The sequence below is a fragment of the Citrobacter arsenatis genome (assembly GCF_004353845.1).
Lineage (GTDB): Bacteria > Pseudomonadota > Gammaproteobacteria > Enterobacterales > Enterobacteriaceae > Citrobacter > Citrobacter arsenatis.
This window is the reverse complement of record NZ_CP037864.1, coordinates 3,421,196-3,442,604: the sequence shown is the minus strand read 5'-3', so window position 1 is coordinate 3,442,604 and position 21,409 is coordinate 3,421,196. Positions and strand designations below refer to the sequence as shown.

The window sequence follows — 21,409 nt, the reverse complement described above, 5'->3', positions numbered from 1 at the left end:
GTGCTGAAGAAAAAAGAGCAAGACTTCTTGAAACGTTTCAGCGTCATCTCGCCATAACTGATGGAGTCAGGTGACGCCTTTTTTCTCATGTTAGCTGAATCGTTTCAATTCAGCGGGAGAGGAGAACCATGTTCCAGTTATCTGTTCAGGATATTCACCCGGGCGAACAGGCCGGGAATAAAGAAGAGGCTATTCGCCAGGTTGCCGCTGCCTTAGTGCAGGCGGGTAACGTCGCGGAAGGCTACGTCGATGGCATGCTGGCGCGTGAACAACAGACGTCCACGTTCCTCGGCAACGGTATTGCGATTCCCCACGGTACGACGGACACGCGCGATCGAGTGCTGAAAACCGGCGTGCAGGTGTTTCAGTTTCCGCAAGGGGTGACCTGGGGCGAAGGTCAGGTTGCTTATGTGGCAATCGGCATTGCCGCCAGCTCTGATGAACACCTCGGTTTACTGCGTCAGCTGACGCACGTGCTGAGCGATGACTCCGTCGCTGAACAGCTGAAATCTGCGACCACGGCGGAAGAGTTGCGTGCGTTGCTGATGGGCGAAAAGCAGAGCGAACAGCTGAAGCTGGATAACGAAACGCTGTCGCTGGATGTCGTGGCTAATTCGCTGGTAACGCTGCAGGCGCTCAATGCGGCGCGGCTGAAAGAAGTCGGCGCGGTTGATGCCACCTTTGTGGCCAGAGCCATCAATGAACTGCCGATGAATCTCGGTCACGGTATCTGGCTGAATGATTGTGCTGAAGGCAATGTGCGCAGCGCCGTTGCGGTCAGCCGTGCAGCGACGGCGTTTGATGTGCAGGGGGAAGCGGCAGCCCTGCTGGTGACCGTCGCCATGAATGACGATCAACCGGTTGCGGTGCTGAAGCGCCTTGGCGATCTGCTGCTGAATAATAAAGCTGACCGGTTGTTGAAAGCCGATGCTGCCACGGTGTTGGCGCTGCTGACCAGCGATGACGCCTTAACTGATGATGTACTGAGCGCCGAATTTATTGTGCGCAATGAGCATGGTTTACACGCCCGTCCGGGCACCATGCTGGTGAATACGATTAAACAATTTAACAGTGAAATTACCGTGACAAATCTTGATGGAACCGGCAAGCCGGCGAATGGACGCAGTCTGATGAAAGTTGTGGCATTGGGCGTGAAGAAAGGACATCACCTGCGCTTTACCGCCCAGGGCGAAGATGCTGAACAGGCGCTGAAAGCGATTGGCGAAGCCATCGCGGCAGGTCTTGGGGAGGGCGCGTAATGAGCAGACGTGTTGCTACTATTACCCTTAACCCGGCCTACGATCTGGTCGGTTTTTGCCCGGAAATTGAACGCGGTGAAGTTAACCTGGTAAAAACTACTGGTCTGCACGCGGCAGGGAAAGGGATTAACGTCGCTAAGGTTCTGAAAGATTTAGGTATCGATGTCACTGTGGGCGGTTTCCTGGGTAAAGATAACCAGGATGGTTTTCAGCAGTTGTTCAGTGAACTGGGCATTGCCAACCGTTTTCAGGTTGTACAAGGGCGTACCCGTATCAACGTCAAGCTGACCGAAAAAGACGGCGAAGTGTCCGATTTCAATTTCTCCGGCTTTGAAGTCACCCCGGCTGACTGGGAGCGTTTTGTGAATGACTCGCTGAGCTGGCTGGGTCAGTTCGACATGGTGTGCGTCAGCGGCAGTTTGCCGACCGGCGTTAGCCCGGAAGCATTTACTGACTGGATGACGCGCCTGCGCAGTCAGTGTCCTTGCATTATCTTTGATAGTAGTCGTGAAGCGCTGGTGGCGGGTCTGAAAGCGGCACCGTGGTTGGTGAAACCAAACCGTCGTGAACTGGAAATCTGGGCAGGCCGTAAGCTGCCGGAAATGAAAGATGTGATTGAAGCGGCGCATGCGCTGCGCGAGCAGGGTATTGCTCACGTGGTGATTTCGCTCGGCGCGGAAGGCGCGCTGTGGGTTAACGCTTCGGGTGAGTGGATTGCTAAACCGCCGTCAGTTGAGGTGGTCAGCACCGTAGGCGCGGGTGATTCAATGGTTGGCGGTCTGATTTACGGCCTGCTGATGCGTGAGTCCAGCGAACATACCCTGCGTCTGGCAACGGCTGTTGCCGCCCTGGCGGTAAGCCAAAGCAATGTGGGCATTACCGATCGTCCTCAGTTGGCCGCAATGATGGCGCGTGTCGACTTAAAACCGTTTAACTGACAGCAGGAGAGGCATAATGAAAACGCTGCTGATTATTGACGCTAATCTCGGCCAGGCTCGCGCTTACATGGCGAAAACCCTGCTTGGAGCGGCGGCGCAGAAAGCACATCTGGAAATCATTGATAATCCTAATGATGCCGAACTGGCGATTGTTCTGGGCGACACGCTTCCTGCCGACAGCTCGCTGAACGGCAAAAAGGTCTGGCTGGGCGACATTGGTCGTGCGGTTGCGCACCCTGAACTCTTCCTCAGCGAAGCCAAAGGCCATGCAAAACCTTACAGTGCCCCGGTTGCGACAGCGCCTGTGGCCAGCAGTGGTCCAAAACGCGTGGTGGCGGTGACGGCGTGTCCGACTGGCGTTGCTCATACGTTTATGGCCGCTGAAGCGATTGAAACAGAAGCGAAAAAACGTGGCTGGTGGGTGAAGGTTGAAACCCGTGGTTCTGTTGGCGCAGGCAATGCCATTACGCCGGAGGAAGTGGCTCAGGCGGATCTGGTGATTGTGGCGGCTGATATTGAAGTTGATCTGGCGAAGTTTGCCGGAAAACCCATGTACCGTACGTCTACTGGCCTTGCGCTGAAGAAAACCAAGCAGGAACTGGACAAAGCGCTGGAAGAAGCAACGCCGTACCAGCCTGCTGGTAAAGCACAGACTTCAGCAACTGAAGGTAAGAAAGAGAGCGCGGGTGCGTATCGTCACCTGCTGACAGGCGTGTCCTACATGCTGCCGATGGTGGTTGCTGGTGGTCTGTGTATTGCGCTCTCATTTGCTTTTGGTATCGAGGCGTTCAAAGAGCAGGGGACGCTGGCGGCAGCGCTGATGCAGATTGGCGGTGGTTCAGCTTTCGCATTGATGGTGCCGGTTCTGGCGGGTTATATCGCGTTTTCCATCGCTGACCGTCCGGGTCTGACGCCAGGTCTTATCGGCGGTATGTTGGCCGTGAGCACCGGTTCCGGCTTTATTGGCGGGATTATTGCCGGTTTCCTTGCCGGTTATGTGGCGAAGCTCATCAGTACGAAGCTGAAACTCCCGCAAAGTATGGAAGCGCTGAAACCGATCCTGATCATTCCGCTGCTCTCAAGCCTGGTGGTGGGGTTGGCCATGATCTACCTGATCGGTAAACCGGTAGCCGGTATTCTGGAAGGTCTGACCCACTGGCTGCAAACCATGGGTACGGCGAATGCGGTGCTGCTCGGCGCGATTCTTGGCGGCATGATGTGTACCGACATGGGTGGTCCGGTTAACAAAGCGGCGTATGCTTTCGGTGTGGGCCTGCTGAGTACCCAAACCTATGCGCCGATGGCGGCCATTATGGCGGCAGGTATGGTGCCTCCGCTGGCGCTGGGTCTGGCAACGCTGGTTGCGCGTCGTAAATTCGACAAAGCGCAGCAGGAAGGCGGTAAAGCTGCGCTGGTGCTGGGCCTGTGCTTTATCACCGAAGGGGCTATCCCATTTGCGGCCCGTGACCCGATGCGCGTTCTGCCTTGCTGTATCGTTGGTGGTGCGATCACCGGGGCTATCTCAATGGCGGTGGGTGCGAAACTGATGGCACCACACGGTGGCTTGTTTGTACTGTTAATCCCTGGCGCAATTACGCCGGTAGTGGGATACCTGCTGGCAATTATTGCCGGTACGCTGGTCGCCGGTCTCTCCTACGCGGTGCTGAAACGCCCGGAAGAAGAGGTTGTGGCAAAGGCGGCCTGATTAAACGCTGATAGCTGGGGCAGAGATTTCTCTGCCCCTTTTTTATCCATTAACCCCTGCTGTTGCCGCATCGCCACAATAATCCATCCTGTCTTAACCAAATTCGATAAAGTGCCCTTAAATCAAACTTGTCACGGAAATCGAATATGAATAAAGCTCACGTGTTTGCCTCTCTGTCACTCGCGACACTGCTGCTTACGGGGTGCTCAACCACCTGGGTGATGACAACAACATCAGGAACAACGATAGAGACGCAAGGAAAGCCTGAGCAAGACTCGGAGACAGGAATGACAAAATATGCTGACGCCTATGGCTATCACCGTGTGATCAAAAGCAGCGAAGTGAAGCAAATAGATAAAGGTAAGACGGTATTGATGTGGTGAGCTGGTCAGATAAGTAATCATTCAGGGGGCGAAATTTTTTCACTCCCCTGAATAAAACGGGTCAGGCAATCATTGGCGCGATGATAAAACCAAAGGCAACGCCCGCGATGATCCCCCCAAGTCCAGGTAACATAAACGGATGGTTTAAGACATACTTACCCACGCGCGTTGTCCCGGTAGTGTCGAACTCCATGGCTGCCAGTGAAGTGGGGTAAGTTGGTAGAACAAACACGCCGGTAACGGCTACATAAGAAGCCAGAATCGCCCAGGTGGGTACGCCGAGCGCGACGGCAAGCGGAATAATCAGCGGTGTGGTGGCTCCCTGCGAATAGAGAAGCGCACAGGTGCCAAACAGCACCAGCGCCAACAACATTGGATAAGCCCGTAGAATATCGCCAGCGATATCCTTTATTCCCGTCAAATGGGCATCAATGAAGGTTGTGCCCAGCGTAACAATTCCCAGAATAACCGCCAACGAACTCATACCCGCACGAAACGTGGATGTCAGGACAATTGCGTCGGTTGATGTTTTGCATAGCACCACCATCAGGCACGCGGCAGCCAGCATACAGATAATAATGATATCCCGGGTATTCATTGGGTTACCCGCGTCGAATCCGGGGCGTAGTTGAGGACATGCGGCAAGAATAACGATGACGACCGTTGCCAGCATAAACAGGGCGACCGACAGTCTTGCTCCCGGCGTGGTGCTGTTTTGCCCTTCGTATTTACGCACCAATCCTTTTTGCAGGCGTTCCAGATAGACTTCATCATCCTGTAGCTCGCATCCCTGACGAGAGGCGATAAAAGCGGCGACCATCGCGGCGACAAACGAGGCGGGCAGACATACCGCCATGACCTGGATAAAGCTGATACCGTTGCCTTCCATAATGGTCAGCATCGCCGCCATTGCGGCACTAATTGGTGAACCGGATATCGCCACCTGAGAGGCGACTACGGATCCGGCGAGCGTCCGGGAAGGGCGAATACCTGACTCTTTGGCAACTTCGGCAATCACTGGCAGGGTAGAAAAGACGATGAATCCTGTTCCCGCCATAATGGTCATCGACCAGGTGATAATTGGCGCAATAATATTGATATATTTAGGATTACGGCGCATAAAATTACCGGCAACGCGAACCAGATAATCCATACCGCCGGCGGCCTGTAGCGCCGATGCCGCCACCACTACCGTCATAATAATGAGAATAACATCTACGGGAGGTGAACCAATTTGTAATCCAAATCCCAGCGTTAAAATAGCCAGCCCTAGCCCGCCACATAAACCGATACCAATTCCGCCGAGGCGGATACCAAAAAATATTGCGCCCAACACTACGATAATTTCCAGCCAAATCATAATGGCCTCCGCCAGAGAATAATTCGTTATTAAAATGAATGTTTATTTAATGAAATAATTAACCAGGTGTTGGCTTTCATTGTGCTAAAAGATGATTTTTGCCAACGCGTTTCTCGTACCATTTAATACCGGCGCGAACCAACGAACCGGTTGAGTCAATATATTTTTCAGGTGACGTTTTGACAGCCTCAGCAAGGATGACGGGAACTTCTGTACATCCCAGTACGATAACCTGTGCACCGCGTGAGAAGAGTGCTTGAGCCTGTTCATTCATCAGTTCTTGCGCCCGTTTAGCATCACCGGCTTTTAAGCTATAGATACTTTCCATCACTTTTTTCTGGCTTGACGGATCAGGGCTGATGCAGGTCAAACCAAGAGATTCTATGCCTTTTTGATAGAGACCCATGTACAACGTGGCGTTAGTGGCGAGCAGCCCGATACGCGATTTTCCGCAGTTCTTGACCTCGCTTATGGTTGTTTCAACGATACTGAGCAGCTCTGTGTGGCAGCACTCTTTTAATTCATTGAACCAAAAGTGGGCGGTATTACAAGGGATCACAATACACTCGGCGCCTGCATCTTCGAGTTTATGCATATAGTCGCGCATTGCCGGAAGTGGGGAATGACCATGATGCATTAACGCGTCTGTTCGGTCAGGAATGTCGGGAATAGATGAAATAATTAACGGGATATGTTCCTGGTCACGTTGCGCCGCGGTAAAGGTAACGAATTTATTAAACAGATCGACGGTTGCAGCAGGTCCCATACCACCGAGTACGCCAATTAAACCTTTCACGATATATACCTCAATTCACCGATGATTAATATTCAGAGCTACGTTGTATCTGCTGGAAATGTTTAACAGCAGTGAAGCGTGAGGAGAAATGCAATAATGTTTGGTTCAATGCAAAAACCGCATGGTTGCGGTTTCTTTTGTCACCTCAGCAGACCGGTATTCAGCCAGAGACCTGATGGTACGCGGCAGAAAAGCGGTCGCGGTCGAAGGAGAGGGAGACAGGGTAATGTTAAAAACGAAGCCTTGATGCAAAAAACGAATCACCAGATGCTGATGATGAATGTTATCTGTGGAAATATTCAGGCATGATGCTTAAGACTCATTGGCATATTTAAATATCCGCGTGGCAGCTATGAAAAATATTGAGACAAAATGGTTATATGACTTTTTGACGCTGGAGGCGTGTCGTCATTTTTCCCAGGCTGCTGAGGAGCGCAACATATCCCAACCCGCATTTAGCCGGCGGATCAAAGCGCTCGAATCCGCCGTGGGTGTGCTGCTTTTTGATCGCACGACGACCCCACTGCAACTCACGGAGGAGGGCAAGCTATTCCATTCGCAAACCCGTAGCCTGCTGCAACAGCTGGAATGCAATCTCGATGAGCTAAGCGGGCACAACCTGCTTGGGGTACCCAATATCAAAATAGCGGCAGCCCATTCTTTGTCGCTGACGATGTTGCCCAGATTGGTGCACTCAATGGCGGCCTGGGGGGAGGAGTTTGTCTGGCACGTCGAAGCGATTGATGTTGTCCAGGCGGTGAATACGCTACGCGAGGGGAAAAGCGATTTTATTATCTCCTTTCGGGATGAAGATTTAATGCAGTCGCCTTTCTGCGGTTTGAAGGTTTTTGAATCTGAGCTGTATCCCGTTTGTGCAACGGATGCGCAGGGGAAGGCGTTGTTTGATATTCATCAGCCGCAGGTACCGATTTTGAATTATACCAGCACATCCTACATGGGAAGATTGGTAAACCGTCATCTTGCGGAAGTGGGCGGTATTTCAGCCCGTACGCTGTTTATGTCCTCGATGAGTGAGCTATTGAAAAATATGGCATTGGATGGGCATGGTATCGCCTGGCTACCGGCGTGGACTATCGTGAACGAACTGCGCGGTAAGCGCCTGATTTGTCTGGATACGCCGGAACTGATGGTGCCCATTCAGGCCTATATTTACCGCATGGATACCCGTTTGAATAAAACCGCTGAGCACTTCTGGCGGATTTTGTACAACCATATGCCGGAGGACCTGGTTTCGCTTACCTGATATTCGCCTGTTCACCTGCGCATCTGAAAAATCTCCGGTTATGGCGGGGTGATGCTTTTCATTCTGCTTAATTTGTGTACTACCTCTCATTTTCTCTCCCCCTGACAAACTGTATCTATAAAAAATTGTGATTCTGTTCATATCTATTGATTTTAGATCTTGTAGATGGATTTACTTTATCAAAAACACGCTTACTATGAACACATGTTTGATAATGAACATTTGCTCTAATAGTTTGTTGTGTGGCGTTGATTATTTTTAACGAACTCATTTATGGCAAATTAATTGCCAGGGGACGTGCTATGCGTGAAAAGGAATACATAGTAACTATTGGCTCGGCCAATATGGATATTGCCGGGTGTTCGCATGCTTCTCTAAATTATGCGGATTCTAACCCAGGGAAGATAAAATTCACTCCCGGCGGAGTAGGCCGCAATATTGCACATAATCTCGCGTTACTTGGGAAAAATTCCTGGTTGCTAACGGCGGTTGGTAATGATTTTTATGGGCAATCGTTATTGGCGCAAACCAATCAATCCGGAGTACATGTTGATAAGTGTCTTATCGTTCCCGGAGAGAATACATCCAGTTATTTATCGCTACTTGATAACACCGGTGAAATGTTGGTTGCCATTAATGACATGAGCATTACTGAACATATTTCTGCAGCATTTTTATCACAGCATCATGATTTTATTCGGCAGGCGAAAGTGATCGTCGCCGATTGCAATATCAGCGAAGACGCCATGGCATGGGTGCTGGAAAATGCCGGGGATGTTCCGGTGTTTGTTGACCCGGTGTCGGCATGGAAGTGCGTCAAAATTCGCGAGCGTCTGGGACAAATTCACACCCTCAAACCAAACCGCCTTGAAGCCGAAACGCTGAGTGGTATTGCGCTCTCCGGGCGTGATGACGTTGGCAAAGTCGCCGCGTGGTTTCACGATCGCGGCTTAAATAGGCTGGTGCTCAGCATGGGCGGTGACGGTGTTTATTACAGTGATATTGCGGGGAATCGTGGTTGGTCGCCGCCGATTAAAACGCACGTCATTAATGTTACCGGGGCTGGCGATGCGATGATGGCTGGTCTGGCTTCTTGCTGGCTGGACGGGATGCCCTTTATTGATTCGGTTCGATTTGCTCAGGGTTGTTCATCAATGGCGTTAGCCTGTGAATATACCAATAACCCTGATTTGTCTGTTGCGAATGTTAGCTCAATAGTGGAGAACACAGAATGTCTGAATTAACTCTTTCCTCTGAATTATTACAAATATCTCCAGAAGTACAGGAAGCACTAAACAGTAAAAAACCAATTGTTGCACTTGAATCAACCATTATTTCCCATGGTATGCCGTTTCCGCAGAACGCTCAGACAGCGATCGAAGTAGAAGAAACTATTCGTAAGCACGGTGCTGTTCCTGCGACCATTGCCATTATTGGTGGGGTAATGAAAGTGGGTTTAAGCAAAGATGAAATTGAGTTGCTTGGAAGAGAAGGTCATAGCGTTACTAAAGTAAGTCGTCGTGATTTACCGTTTGTCGTCGCGGCAGGAAAAAATGGTGCAACGACTGTTGCCTCAACCATGATTATTGCCGCACTGGCTGGAATTAAAGTATTTGCAACGGGAGGCATTGGTGGTGTTCATCGTGGTGCTGAACATACCTTTGATATTTCTGCGGATCTACAAGAACTGGCTCATACCAATGTCACGGTAATTTGTGCGGGGGCGAAATCTATTCTTGATCTCGGTTTAACGACCGAATATTTAGAAACCTTTGGCGTGCCGTTAATCGGATATCAAACCAACGCGTTGCCGGCATTTTTCTGCCGTACCAGTCCGTTTGAGGTCAGTATCCGTCTGGACAGCGCCAAAGAGATTGCCCGCGCCATGGCGGTGAAATGGCAAACGGGTCTCGACGGTGGTTTGGTTGTTGCAAATCCAATCCCAGAACAGTTTGCGATGGCTGAAGAGAAAATTAATGCGGCAATCGACCGCGCGGTAAAAGAAGCGGAAGAGCAGGGGGTTGTGGGCAAAGAGAGTACGCCGTTCCTGCTGGCGCGAGTTGCGGAGCTGACCGGTGGTGACAGCCTGAAATCAAATATTCAGCTGGTGTTCAACAACGCGGTACTGGCCTGTGAAATTGCGAAGGAGTATCAGCGCCTCGCCTGACAGAATTTTCCGGGCAGAATGCGGTCGCCCGCGAATATCAAACCTACCAAAACCTGGCGATAACGCCGGGTTTCCTGGCATGAAGGGAATTTCATTATGGATATAATGAGAAGTGTTGTGGGTATGGTGGTATTACTGGCCATCGCGTTTCTGCTGTCAGTAAATAAAAAGCGTATTAGTCTGCGCACGGTCGGCGCTGCGCTGGTGCTGCAAATCGCAATCGGCGGCATTATGCTGTATTTCCCGCCGGGAAAATGGCTGGTTGAACAGGCTGCGCTCGGCGTCCATAAGGTGATGTCGTATAGTGATGCGGGAAGCGCATTTATCTTTGGCTCCCTGGTTGGGCCAAAAATGGATGTGCTGTTTGACGGTGCCGGGTTTATCTTCGCCTTTCGTGTGCTCCCGGCTATCATTTTTGTCACCGCACTGATCAGTCTGCTCTACTACATTGGCGTGATGGGGCTGTTGATCCGCATCCTCGGCGGTATTTTCCAGAAAGCGCTGAACATCAGTAAGATCGAGTCATTTGTCGCAGTAACCACGATTTTCCTCGGACAAAACGAGATCCCGGCAATTGTGAAACCGTTTATTGACCGGCTGAATCGCAATGAGCTGTTTACCGCTATCTGTAGTGGGATGGCCTCGATTGCTGGCTCAATGATGATTGGTTACGCTGGAATGGGCGTTCCGATTGACTATCTGTTGGCGGCATCGTTGATGGCAATCCCTGGCGGTATTTTGTTCGCCCGTATGCTGAGTCCGGCAACTGAAGAATCTCGCGTCACCTTTGAGAATCTGTCATTTACTGAAACGCCGCCGAAAAGCATCATTGAAGCAGCGGCGAGCGGGGCGATGACCGGGCTGAAAATTGCCGCAGGCGTGGCGACGGTAGTGATGGCATTTGTTGCCATTATTGCGCTGATTAACGGCATTATCGGCGGGATTGGCGGTTGGTTTGGTTTTGGTCACGCGACTCTGGAAGGGATCTTTGGCTATGTATTAGCCCCGCTGGCGTGGATTATGGGCGTGGACTGGAGCGATGCGACGCTGGCAGGTAGCCTGATTGGTCAGAAGCTGGCAATCAACGAGTTTGTCGCCTATCTCAACTTCTCGCCGTATCTGCAAACCGGCGGGACGCTGGATGTGAAGACCATTGCGATTATCTCGTTTGCACTGTGCGGGTTCGCTAACTTTGGGTCGATTGGCGTTGTGGTCGGGGCATTTTCGGCGATAGCACCACAGCGTGCTCCGGAAATCGCACAGCTTGGAATGCGGGCGCTGGCAGCAGCAACGTTGTCAAACCTGATGAGCGCCACCATAGCCGGTTTCTTTATCGGTTTAGCGTAACCGAAGTATTGCCGGATGGCGGCTACGCCTTATCCGTCCTACGACGGTAGTCACATGTAGGCCGGATAAGCGTAGCGCCATCCGGCATGACATTTAAGCTGTTTGTAGTAAATACAAGGCGTTATCTGCCGAGAGCGTTGGGTTGTTGATGCTGATGCTGGCTCGCGATAGCGCCGCGCAGGCCATGGCAAAGTGAGCGCTTTCACGAAATTCGCTCCCTTCCAGAAAGCTGTACAGTAATCCCGCCATAAAAGCGTCATCGGCGCCAAAACTGTCAACAACCGTATGCTCGGGAGGCGTCAGTAAAAACTGTTCTCCGTCCTTTTCGCTGCAAAACACGGATTCATCTTCCAGGCAGACAAAGATCCGTTTTACTCCCTGTTGATGGAGACTATTGACGGCCAGTAGGCGATCCGCATCTGAATGGATAGGTTGCCCCCACAGAATCGCCAGCTCTTTTTGCGTGGGTTTCAACGTATGAATACGCGTAAACCAGGTCTTCATTTTTGCCGCTTTGAACTCTGAAACGGTGTCAATGAATACCGGAATATCATCAGCAATAGTAAAGACCCACTCAATCGCTTCGGCGGTGAGATTGCAATCTGCCAGTACAACACCGGAATGGCGGATCAGATCTCGCGAACCGTTCAGCAGTTGCGGCGTTAATTGTTGCAGGATATGGGTATCGTTAATTGCCAGTACGGTCTCTTCCTGCTGATTAGCGATCGACAGGTAGGTTGAGGTGTTATGCCCATGCAGGCGTATGCAACTTGCAACGTTAACACCGGCCTGGCGCGTTTGTTCCAGCAATGTTTCACCATAGAAATCACTGCCAACAGCGGAAATTAAGTGGACGTCACGACCCAGCAGCGCCAGGTTGTGGGCGATGTTGCGTCCCACGCCGCCTGCCGAGCAGTGAATGCTACCAGGATTAGAGGCAGCCTGAGGATAGTGGATGTCTGCAACACCACGAATATCCATATTGATTGCCCCAACAACCACGCAATAATCCTGTTCGGTAAGGATATAACCTTTACCTTTGATCATGCCTTTACGCATCAAATCCATAATATGCGCAGCGACGCGTGAACGGCTGATTTGCAAAATATCGGCGATTTCATTTTGCTGAATCAACGGATTGCGACGCAGGATCTTAAGGATCTGCTTTTCCCTGTCGTTCATGTCTAGGCCACCGCTTTTTCTGTTTGCTGGGCTTTCAGCCAGGCAATCTCTTCTGCCCAAATGTCCGGATTAATGGTTTCCAGTACCAGTGGAATACCGTCAAAACGATTGTCCTGCATGATCCAACGGAAGGCATCGTGACCAATATTGCCTTCACCCAGGCTGTGGTGTCGGTCAACGCGACTGCCAAATGCGCTCTTGGCGTCATTCAGGTGCATACCGCGTAGATACTTGAAGCCGACAATGCGTTCAAACTCCGCAAACGTCTTTTCGCATTCCTCAATGGAACGCAGATCGTATCCGGCCGCGAAGGCATGACAGGTATCAATACAGACGCCGACACGGGATTTATCTTCGACGCCGTCGATAATGGCGGCAAGGTGCTCGAATTTAAAGCCAAGATTGCTGCCCTGTCCGGCGGTATTTTCGATAACTGCCGTCACCCCCTGGGTCTGAGCGAGGGCAATGTTGATGGATTCGGCAATGCGTGCCAGACATTCATCTTCCGGGATCTGCATCAAATGGCTGCCCGGGTGAAAGTTCAGCAGAGATAAGCCCAGCAGCTCACAGCGTTGCATTTCATCAAGAAACGCATCGCGTGATTTTTCCAGCGCATCGCTGACCGGGTGACCGAGGTTAATCAGGTAACTGTCGTGAGGCAGGATCTGGGCGGAAGTATAGTGATACTTCTCGCAGGCGGATTTGAAATCATCAATGATTTCGGTGGTCAGCGGCGCGGCACGCCACTGGCGCTGATTTTTGGTGAACAGGGCGAATGCGGTCGCTTCGATTTCTGCGGCTCGAATAGCGGCGTTAGCCAGACCGCCAGCGGCGCTTACGTGCGCTCCGATATATTTCATAAATTTAACCCGCCATACTCAAATACAAAAAGGGAGAGTATAGCGGGTTAATGGAGGTGAGTCGTGATCGTTTATGCCATCAGGGCGTGAACAGCGACGTTAATCGCACCACCACCGACAATCAACCAGACAAACAGCAGCAGGGCCATCAGTAACGGTTTGGCGCCGGCTTTTTTCAGCGCGCTAACGTGAGTGGTCAGCCCCAGAGCAGCCATCGCCATTGCCAGCAAAATGGTATCCAGCGTTACCAGCATGTTCACTACCGACTGCGGCAGCAGGTGGAACGAGTTAAAAATCGCGACCACAATGAACAGGATGGCAAACCATGGAATGGTGATTTTGCTCTTCTCACCGCCCGTGGCCGGAGACAGTTGTTTAACGCGAGCGGCCAGGAGGATGAGGAACGGTGCCAGCATCATGACGCGCAGCATTTTGGCAATAACCGCGGCGTTTTCCGCATCCGGATTAATAGCGTGCCCGGCAGCCACTACCTGTGCCACTTCATGCATGGTGGAGCCAATGTAAATGCCGTAGGTTTCTGGACTAAACCAGTGGGCCAGCAGCGGATACATCGCCGGATACAGGAAGATAGCGATAGTACCGAAGATCACCACGGTGGCGACAGCGACGGTAACCTTACTGGCTTCCGCTTTCACTACCGGTTCGGTTGCCAATACGGCTGCGGCACCACAAATGCTGCTCCCCGCACCAATCAGCCAACTGGTGTGGCGGTCCAGACCAAATACTTTCTGTCCCAGGAAGCAGGCAATCATAAAGGTACTGCTTAGCGTTAACACATCAATCACGATACCGCTGACGCCGACGTCAGCAATTTGCGCGAAGGTGAGGCGGAAACCGTAGAGGATAATCCCCAGACGTAATAAATGTTGTTTAGCAAACAGCACGCCGCCGTCACAGCTTTTCCAGATGTGCGGATAGACGGTGTTGCCGAGAACCATCCCTAACAAGATTGCTAAGGTGAGGGCGCTGAACCCGGCACCTGCAACGGCGGGAATAGATCCACCCCATAAGGCGACCCCAGTGATAACTGCACTCAGGGCAAGCCCCGGAATAAAATGCCACGCTGTACGACGATGAGTCTGCAAGGTGAGTTCTGTCATATCCTTCTCCTTTATCTGGGTAAAAGAGTACGGCGAAGTGGTTTAAAAATAAAATTGATTATATATTTATAATTAATCTATATAAGTGGTATACCCGTCATACTTCAGGTTGCATGTGCGTTGGCTGCGCTCGTTCACCCCAGTCACGTACTTAAGTACGCTCCCGGGGATTAATGAGGGACATCCATGTCCCTCACCAGAGGCCAGCCTTTGGCTGGTCAAATTCGTTCCTGACGAATTTGTCTCTCTCTTGCCGCCTTCCTGCAACTCGAATTATTTAGGGTATAAGTAACGGTTATCCGGTGGAAAATGACTATGCATATCACCCTGCGACAACTTGAAGTGTTTGCTGAGGTACTAAAGAGCGGCTCAACGACCCAGGCGTCTGTCATGCTGGCATTGTCGCAGTCGGCGGTGAGTGCGGCACTTACCGATCTGGAAGGGCAACTTGGCGTGCAGTTGTTTGACCGTGTCGGTAAACGGCTGGTGGTCAACGAACACGGACGCTTGCTTTATCCGCGCGCGCTGGCGTTACTTGAGCAAACGACCGAAATAGAACAGCTTTTTCGCGAAGATAATGGCGCTATTCGGGTCTATGCCAGTAGCACCATTGGTAACTACATTTTACCGGCTATGATCGCCCGCTACCGTCAGGACTTCCCTGATTTGCCGCTGGAGCTTAGCGTCGGCAACAGCCAGGACGTGATCAATGCAGTGCTGGATTTTCGGGTAGACATCGGGCTGATTGAAGGGCCGTGTCACAGTACGGAAATCATCTCGGAACCGTGGCTTGAAGATGAACTGGTGGTGTTTGCCGCCCCGTCTTCGCCGCTAACAAAAGGCCCCGTGACGCTGGAACAGCTGGCGGCTTCACCGTGGATCCTGCGTGAGCGAGGATCGGGTACGCGTGAACTGGTGGATTACCTGCTGCTGTCTCATCTGCCAAGATTTCAGATGGCAATGGAGTTGGGTAACTCCGAGGCTATTAAGCATGCGGTGCGTCATGGTCTCGGGATCAGCTGTTTGTCGCGTCGGGTCATAGCGGAGCAGCTACAGGCTGGAACGCTGAGCGAGGTTCCCGTGCCGCTACCCCGTTTAGTTCGCACCCTCTGGCGCGTACATCACCGGCAAAAACATATCTCCAATGCCATTACGCGTTTTTTACATTACAGCGACCAGGTAGAGCAGGGAGATTAAGGCACGGATGGTCGTAAGGTCCCGCTAAATATGCTGGCGGTTGCGTTTTAACCGCTTTGCACCGCCCATTTTCTGCTTTACTTATAATCCACGGCCAGTCATGAAGGTCTCTTATAACAGCGTATTTGTGCCGGAAGAATGCCATTTCGTCTGCTACAATCGCGCCTCATTTTTTGGATGGATAGCATTTTCACATGGTTTCCGAAACTAAAACCACAGAAGCGCCCACGCTACGTCGTGAACTGAAGGCGCGTCACCTGACGATGATTGCCATTGGAGGCTCCATCGGTACAGGTCTTTTCGTTGCATCTGGTGCAACTATTTCTGCGGCGGGTCCTGGCGGCGCGTTGTTCTCTTATATTCTGATCGGTCTGATGGTGTACTTCCTGATGACCAGCCTCGGTGAACTGGCTGCCTATATGCCGGTTTCCGGCTCGTTCTCCACCTACGGCCAGAACTACGTAGAAGAAGGCTTTGGCTTCGCGCTGGGCTGGAACTACTGGTACAACTGGGCGGTAACGATTGCCGTTGACCTGGTGGCCGCACAGCTGGTGATGAGCTGGTGGTTCCCGGACACGCCGGGCTGGATCTGGAGTGCGCTGTTCCTCGGGGTGATCTTCCTGCTGAACTACATTTCCGTTCGCGGATTTGGGGAAGCGGAATACTGGTTCTCACTGATCAAAGTTACCACCGTCATTATCTTCATCGTCGTTGGCGTGATGATGATTTTCGGTATCTTCAAAGGTGCTCAGCCGGTGGGCTGGAGCAACTGGACGACCGGTGATGCACCGTTTGCCGGTGGTTTTGCCGCGATGATTGGCGTGGCGATGATCGTCGGCTTCTCCTTCCAGGGGACTGAACTTATCGGTATTGCGGCTGGCGAATCTGAAGATCCTGAAAAGAACATTCCACGTGCGGTACGTCAGGTATTCTGGCGAATCCTGCTGTTCTATGTGTTCGCGATTTTGATTATCAGCCTGATTATTCCGTACACCGATCCGAGCCTGCTGCGCAACGATGTGAAAGACATCAGCGTTAGCCCGTTCACGCTGGTATTCCAGCATGCGGGTCTGCTGTCTGCTGCGGCGGTGATGAACGCGGTTATCCTGACGGCGGTTCTGTCTGCGGGTAACTCCGGGATGTACGCCTCCACGCGTATGCTTTACACCCTTGCATGCGACGGTAAAGCGCCGCGTATTTTCGGCAAACTGTCTCGTGGCGGCGTACCGCGTAACGCGCTGTATGCGACCACCGTGGTGGCGGGGCTGTGCTTCCTGACCTCAATGTTTGGCAACCAGACCGTGTACCTGTGGCTGCTGAATACCTCCGGGATGACGGGCTTTATTGCCTGGCTGGGGATCGCCATTAGCCACTATCGCTTCCGTCGTGGTTATGTGCTGCAGGGTCACGATGTGAAGGATTTGCCGTACCGTTCTGGCTTCTTCCCGCTGGGTCCAATCTTTGCTTTTGTGCTGTGCCTGATTATCACTCTCGGCCAGAACTATGAAGCGTTCCTGAAAGACAGCATTGACTGGGGTGGCGTGATGGCAACCTATATCGGTATCCCGCTGTTCCTGATTATCTGGTTTGGCTACAAGCTGACGAAAGGCACCCATTTCGTTCGCTATAGCGAAATGAAATTCCCGGGTCGCGTGAAGAAGTAATTCTTCACCAGATACGGCAGAAAAAACAAAACCCCGGCATGATGAGTGCCGGGGTTTTTTATTGCGCCTAACTTAGAAGCTGTAAGTCATGCCAACCGTGTAACGACGGCCATCAAGCACGGTGTCGTAGGTATCGTAATCGATTTGTTTATCCAGCACGTTATACACGCCGGCGGTCATCAACAGATCCTTGGTCGCATAGTAGCGTAAACCAACATCGACCTGAGTATAAGACGGCGTGCCCTGTGCCATGGAGGTACGGCTCAGGTATTCAGACGTTTTCCCGCGCAGATTCAGACGGCTCCAGAAACCGAGATCCTGCGTGGCCTGCCAGTCCAGCGTAGTGTTGAACATATGCTTCGGCATTTTGTTCAAAGGCTGACCGGAGAACTGACCGCTCTTTTGTTCAGATTCCGTGTAGGTGTAGTTCGCCGTCCAATTGACGTCGGAGGTTATTTTCCAGCCGAAGGTGGATTCTACGCCGCGCATATTGGCTTTATCGACGTTAACGCGATCGCTGACGAAGTCATAATGGGTGCCGCCGATGGTGCAGGCCGGGTCGGAACTGCTGTTACAGCGACGCACTTCGGTGATTTTATTTTTGAAGTCTGTATTGAACAGCGTAACGCCCGCGTTGAGGTCGTTGCCGTTATCCCACAGTAAACCGATCTCTTCGCTGAGGCTTTTCTCCGGCTTCAGGTCCGGGTTGCCGACAATGATGCCGTTCAGACGACCGCCGCCGGTGACCTGTCCCCAACTGGCAGAAGACTGGCGCAGATCCGGAGCGCGATAGCCTGCAGAAACGCCACCTTTTAAGGTCCATTGATCGCTCAGATGCCATACGCCATAGCCGCGCGGCGTCCAGTTGTCGCCGTAGTTTTCATCTTTATCCATACGCAGACCACCGGTCAGCGTGAAGGTATCAGTAACGGCCCATTCATCTTCAGCAAATAGCGCCCAGCTCCAGCGGGTCAGTTTGTTCAGTCCGTCAGCCGCTTGCAGCTGGTTGCCGTTATCGCGCAGTTTTTCATAACGGTATTGCCCGCCCAGCGTCAGCGTGTGCGCCCCAAGGAAGACCTGGTTTTGATTATTGAAAATCGTATTGTAGGACTTCATCTGGCGACCTGGGTTGTCGGTCTCTTCCTGCTGAACATAACTGGTGGAGTTGAAGTCGTCGTAATAACCGCTGTGGGTTACTGAATATGTCGTGTGCACATATTTGTTTTCGCTTTTACTGTTGGGCTTACAGCTTCCGTTGCGGCAGTTTTCCTCGGCCATGGATTTGCCTGGCGTACTGTCGCGATCCTGCAGTTCACGTGCGTAATCGAAGTCGATGTCATTTTTATCATCCGGCGTAAAGTTCAGGGTTAAACCCCCGTTACGCATACGCTGTTCATTGTAGCCATTGACGATTTCATCTTCCGCCCGGTGGGAGAATAAGCCAGTCACCTTCGCGCCAAGCAATCCGTCAATCAGTGGCCCGGACGCATAGGCGTTGGTCTGGTAAATATCGCCGGAGTCTCGGTCTTCCTGGAAAGTGGCATCGCCGTGCAAAGAGCCGGTCCAGGCTTTGGTATTCGATACTTTCTTGGTGATGACGTTAATGACGCCGCCCATCGCATCGGAGCCGTACAGAGATGACATCGGGCCACGAATCACCTCGATACGCTCGATGGATTCCAGCGGCGGGAGCCAACCTTGCTCAATACCTGAGTTGTCGCTATTCGGACGTGTGCCGCGGGTGCTGATGCGTTTACCGTTGACCAGGAAGAGCGTGTATTGTGAAGCCATACCGCGAATACTGATATCGCTGCTGCTGCCGCCTCCGGTGACGACGACGCCAGGAACATCTTTAAGCGCATCGGTGACATCCCGATAGGCTTTGTCCTCAATCTGCTGCTTGGTAATAACAGATATCGAAGCGGGGGCATCCTGAATTTTCTGCTCAAAGCCGGTAGCGGTGACTACGACGGTGTCCTGTTCAGCGGCATGGCCGAGTGATGGGAGACTGGCGACGCATACTGCGGCAGCTACAGCCTTAACGTGAGGTATAGTCATTTGTATCATTCCATTTAAATGAATCAAACTGCGCGTCATGTGAAAGGCCATGACAATTGTATGTATTTGTCTTTTAAGGACTCTTTTCAGTAAAGAAGCGAGTGGATTGTACAAAAGTATGAATGTTTGTAAACACAAATGATAATAGAAATCATTTGTGTTTGATGTTTTTTGGAAGGAAATAAGACTTAAATCAATAAGATAGCGGGGAAAGAAAAAAGGAGAAAAAGTGAAGAAATGATGGAGGAATGAAGAGGGCTGCCGCCCTCACTCAGGGATCACTTCAGCAAATACTGGGCGTGAAAGCGCAGATGATCTTCAATAAACGACGCTATAAAGTAATAGCTATGATCGTAACCTGGCTGAATACGTAGCGTCATTGGCCATGCGGTCTGACGGGCTATTTCGGCCAGCACTGCGGGCTGCAACTGATCGGCAAGAAACTGATCGCTGTCTCCCTGATCAATAAGCGTCGGAATCGCGTCTGCGGGCTTGCTGGCTAACATTAACGCGCAGCTGTCCCACTCGGCCCACCGTGATTTATCTTCCCCCAGATAAGCGCCAAAAGCCTTCTCACCCCACGGAACACGGCAAGGATTGACGATCGGCGCAAAGGCGGAAATGCTGGTGTATTTTCCGGGGTTTTTCAGCGCCATAATCAATGCGCCGTGACCGCCCATGGAGTGCCCGCTGATAGCGCAGCGATCGCTCACGTTAAAATGCGATTGAATCAGTGCCGGCAGCTCATCACGCAGATAGTCATACATGCGAAAATGCGTTGCCCACGGCTGCTGGGTGGCATTGAGGTAAAATCCTGCGCCCTGGCCTAAATCGTAGCCATCATCGTTGGCAACCTGCTCGCCGCGCGGGCTGGTGTCTGGCATCACCAGGACAATGCCCAGCTCAGCCGCGATACGCTGTGCGCCGGCTTTGGTGGTGAAGTTTTCATCATTGCAGGTCAGACCCGACAGCCAGTACAGCACCGGAGGCGGGGCGTTATCGCGGGGTGGTGGAAGAAATATACTGAAGGTCATGGCGCAATTTAACGTGGTGGAGTCGTGACGCCAGCGTTGCTGCCAGCCTTCAAAACAGCGGTGCTCTTCAAGCATTTCCATGCGTGGCTCCTTGTTGTGTTGAACCTGAATGTGTTTGCGAAATCACCATAATACAGATTATTCATAGCACTGTGAGTAACTTTCACTTCCGCATTGAGCAAACATACTTCATCATCTATATAACTTTACATTAACACTCGATATCACCGGGCTGAAAGACAAGTGAAATCGCTACGCTGAAAGGCTGTACCAATTTCAATAATTATCGCGGTGAATACTGGATTATGTGCGCCGCCTCACGCACAATGTTCAGGCTGTGACACAGCCTAAAAACTTTGCCCCATGCAGGGCAGAGGCGCCCCACCTGCAGGAGAAGAAGAAATGTCATCACTCAGTAAAGAAGCGGCCCTGGTTCATGAAGCGCTGGTCGCGCGTGGTCTTGAAACGCCACTACGCCCGCCCGTGCAAGAGATGGATAACGAAACGCGCAAACGTCTTATCTCGGGCCATATGACCGAGATTATGCAGTTGCTCAATCTCGATTTGAGCGATGACAGTTTGATGGAAACTCCGCATCGCATTGCGAAAATGTATGTCGATGAGATTTTCTCCGGCCTCGATTACGCCAACTTCCCGAAAATCACCGTCATTGAAAACAAAATGAAGGTCGATGAGATGGTCACGGTTCGCGATATCACGCTGACCAGCACCTGCGAACACCACTTTGTCACTATCGACGGCAAAGCGACGGTGGCGTATATCCCGAAAGATTCGGTTATTGGCTTGTCGAAGATTAACCGCATTGTGCAGTTCTTCGCCCAGCGTCCGCAGGTACAGGAACGTCTGACTCAGCAAATTCTCACCGCGCTGCAAACATTGCTCGGAACCAATAATGTGGCGGTGTCGATTGATGCGGTACATTACTGTGTGAAAGCGCGCGGCATTCGCGATGCGACCAGTGCGACTACGACCACTTCTCTTGGCGGATTGTTTAAGTCCAGCCAGAATACGCGTCAGGAATTCCTGCGCGCAGTACGTCATCACAACTGATTA

The 21,409-nt window shown here is 51.8% G+C and carries 18 protein-coding genes; 11 read left to right on the top strand and 7 right to left on the bottom strand.

From position 1 onward, the window contains the following. Positions 1-128: 128 nt before the first annotated feature. From fruB to E1B03_RS17785, 4 genes are all read left to right on the top strand, one after another. Positions 129-1,259, top strand: coding sequence for a fused PTS fructose transporter subunit IIA/HPr protein (gene fruB, locus E1B03_RS17800; protein ID WP_133086681.1), 1,131 nt, complete (start codon positions 129-131; stop codon positions 1,257-1,259). Beyond that, positions 1,259-2,197 carry a 1-phosphofructokinase gene (fruK, locus tag E1B03_RS17795; protein WP_003834544.1) on the top strand — a complete coding sequence of 313 codons (939 nt, stop codon included), beginning with the start codon at positions 1,259-1,261 and terminating at the stop codon, positions 2,195-2,197. The genes fruB and fruK overlap by 1 nt, the downstream gene beginning before the upstream one ends. A 16-nt stretch (positions 2,198-2,213) precedes the next feature. Continuing rightward, a complete protein-coding gene (fruA, locus tag E1B03_RS17790) occupies positions 2,214-3,902 on the top strand; it encodes a PTS fructose transporter subunit IIBC (RefSeq protein WP_103770440.1) in 1,689 nt (562 codons plus the stop codon). Between the two features lie 146 nt (positions 3,903-4,048). Beyond that, complete coding sequence (locus E1B03_RS17785) at positions 4,049-4,285, top strand: YgdI/YgdR family lipoprotein (protein WP_133086680.1); 237 nt, start codon at positions 4,049-4,051, stop codon at positions 4,283-4,285. Positions 4,286-4,346: 61 nt separating this feature from the next. Here E1B03_RS17785 and E1B03_RS17780 read toward each other — a convergent pair whose 3' ends face one another. After that, positions 4,347-5,645, bottom strand: coding sequence for an anaerobic C4-dicarboxylate transporter (locus E1B03_RS17780; protein WP_103770442.1), 1,299 nt, complete (start codon positions 5,643-5,645; stop codon positions 4,347-4,349). Positions 5,646-5,721: 76 nt separating this feature from the next. Continuing rightward, on the bottom strand, positions 5,722-6,441 hold the full coding sequence (gene cuyB, locus E1B03_RS17775; protein ID WP_103770443.1) for a cysteate racemase: 720 nt from the start codon (positions 6,439-6,441) through the stop codon (positions 5,722-5,724). Between the two features lie 352 nt (positions 6,442-6,793). Here cuyB and hypT point away from each other — a divergent pair, with 352 nt between their 5' ends. The 4 genes from hypT to E1B03_RS17750 all read left to right on the top strand — a co-directional run bounded on the left by hypT (position 6,794) and on the right by E1B03_RS17750 (position 11,219). Continuing rightward, the gene (hypT, locus tag E1B03_RS17765; RefSeq protein WP_103770445.1) at positions 6,794-7,705 is read left to right on the top strand and encodes a hypochlorite stress DNA-binding transcriptional regulator HypT; all 912 of its coding nucleotides are present in this window, start codon (positions 6,794-6,796) and stop codon (positions 7,703-7,705) included. Between the two features lie 302 nt (positions 7,706-8,007). Next, positions 8,008-8,949, top strand: a complete 942-nt coding sequence (locus E1B03_RS17760) for a pseudouridine kinase (RefSeq protein WP_133086678.1) — start codon at positions 8,008-8,010, stop codon at positions 8,947-8,949. After that, positions 8,937-9,872, top strand: a complete 936-nt coding sequence (locus E1B03_RS17755; protein ID WP_043016971.1) for a pseudouridine-5'-phosphate glycosidase — start codon at positions 8,937-8,939, stop codon at positions 9,870-9,872. The genes E1B03_RS17760 and E1B03_RS17755 overlap by 13 nt, the downstream gene beginning before the upstream one ends. 96 nt (positions 9,873-9,968) lie before the next feature. Then, a complete protein-coding gene (locus E1B03_RS17750) occupies positions 9,969-11,219 on the top strand; it encodes a NupC/NupG family nucleoside CNT transporter (RefSeq protein WP_003840095.1) in 1,251 nt (416 codons plus the stop codon). 93 nt (positions 11,220-11,312) lie between these two features. On the opposite strand, the gene E1B03_RS17745 is transcribed toward E1B03_RS17750, so the two are convergent. The 3 genes from E1B03_RS17745 to E1B03_RS17735 form a co-directional block, all read right to left on the bottom strand. Further along, positions 11,313-12,401 carry a sugar kinase gene (locus E1B03_RS17745; RefSeq protein ID WP_133086677.1) on the bottom strand — a complete coding sequence of 363 codons (1,089 nt, stop codon included), beginning with the start codon at positions 12,399-12,401 and terminating at the stop codon, positions 11,313-11,315. Between the two features lie 2 nt (positions 12,402-12,403). Continuing rightward, entirely contained in the window at positions 12,404-13,261 is an 858-nt protein-coding gene (nfo, locus tag E1B03_RS17740; protein ID WP_103770448.1) for a deoxyribonuclease IV, read from the bottom strand. Between the two features lie 71 nt (positions 13,262-13,332). Further along, positions 13,333-14,382 carry a YeiH family protein gene (locus E1B03_RS17735; protein WP_071444678.1) on the bottom strand — a complete coding sequence of 350 codons (1,050 nt, stop codon included), beginning with the start codon at positions 14,380-14,382 and terminating at the stop codon, positions 13,333-13,335. A gap of 315 nt (positions 14,383-14,697) precedes the next feature. Between E1B03_RS17735 and yieE the strand changes: the two genes are divergently transcribed. Both yieE and lysP read left to right on the top strand, forming a co-directional pair. After that, positions 14,698-15,579 (top strand): DNA-binding transcriptional regulator YeiE, encoded by an 882-nt coding sequence (yieE, locus tag E1B03_RS17730; protein ID WP_103770450.1) that lies wholly within the window; start codon positions 14,698-14,700, stop codon positions 15,577-15,579. Positions 15,580-15,773: 194 nt separating this feature from the next. Further along, a complete protein-coding gene (gene lysP, locus E1B03_RS17725) occupies positions 15,774-17,243 on the top strand; it encodes a lysine-specific permease (RefSeq protein ID WP_003027419.1) in 1,470 nt (489 codons plus the stop codon). A gap of 72 nt (positions 17,244-17,315) precedes the next feature. Here the strand turns inward: lysP and E1B03_RS17720 are convergent, their stop codons facing one another. Continuing rightward, complete coding sequence (locus E1B03_RS17720; RefSeq protein WP_103770452.1) at positions 17,316-19,301, bottom strand: ligand-gated channel protein; 1,986 nt, start codon at positions 19,299-19,301, stop codon at positions 17,316-17,318. 278 nt (positions 19,302-19,579) lie between these two features. Then, positions 19,580-20,416 (bottom strand): S-formylglutathione hydrolase, encoded by an 837-nt coding sequence (gene fghA, locus E1B03_RS17715; protein ID WP_103770453.1) that lies wholly within the window; start codon positions 20,414-20,416, stop codon positions 19,580-19,582. Between the two features lie 321 nt (positions 20,417-20,737). Between fghA and folE the strand changes: the two genes are divergently transcribed. Further along, complete coding sequence (folE, locus tag E1B03_RS17710) at positions 20,738-21,406, top strand: GTP cyclohydrolase I FolE (protein WP_003027410.1); 669 nt, start codon at positions 20,738-20,740, stop codon at positions 21,404-21,406. The last annotated feature ends 3 nt before the right edge of the window (positions 21,407-21,409 follow it).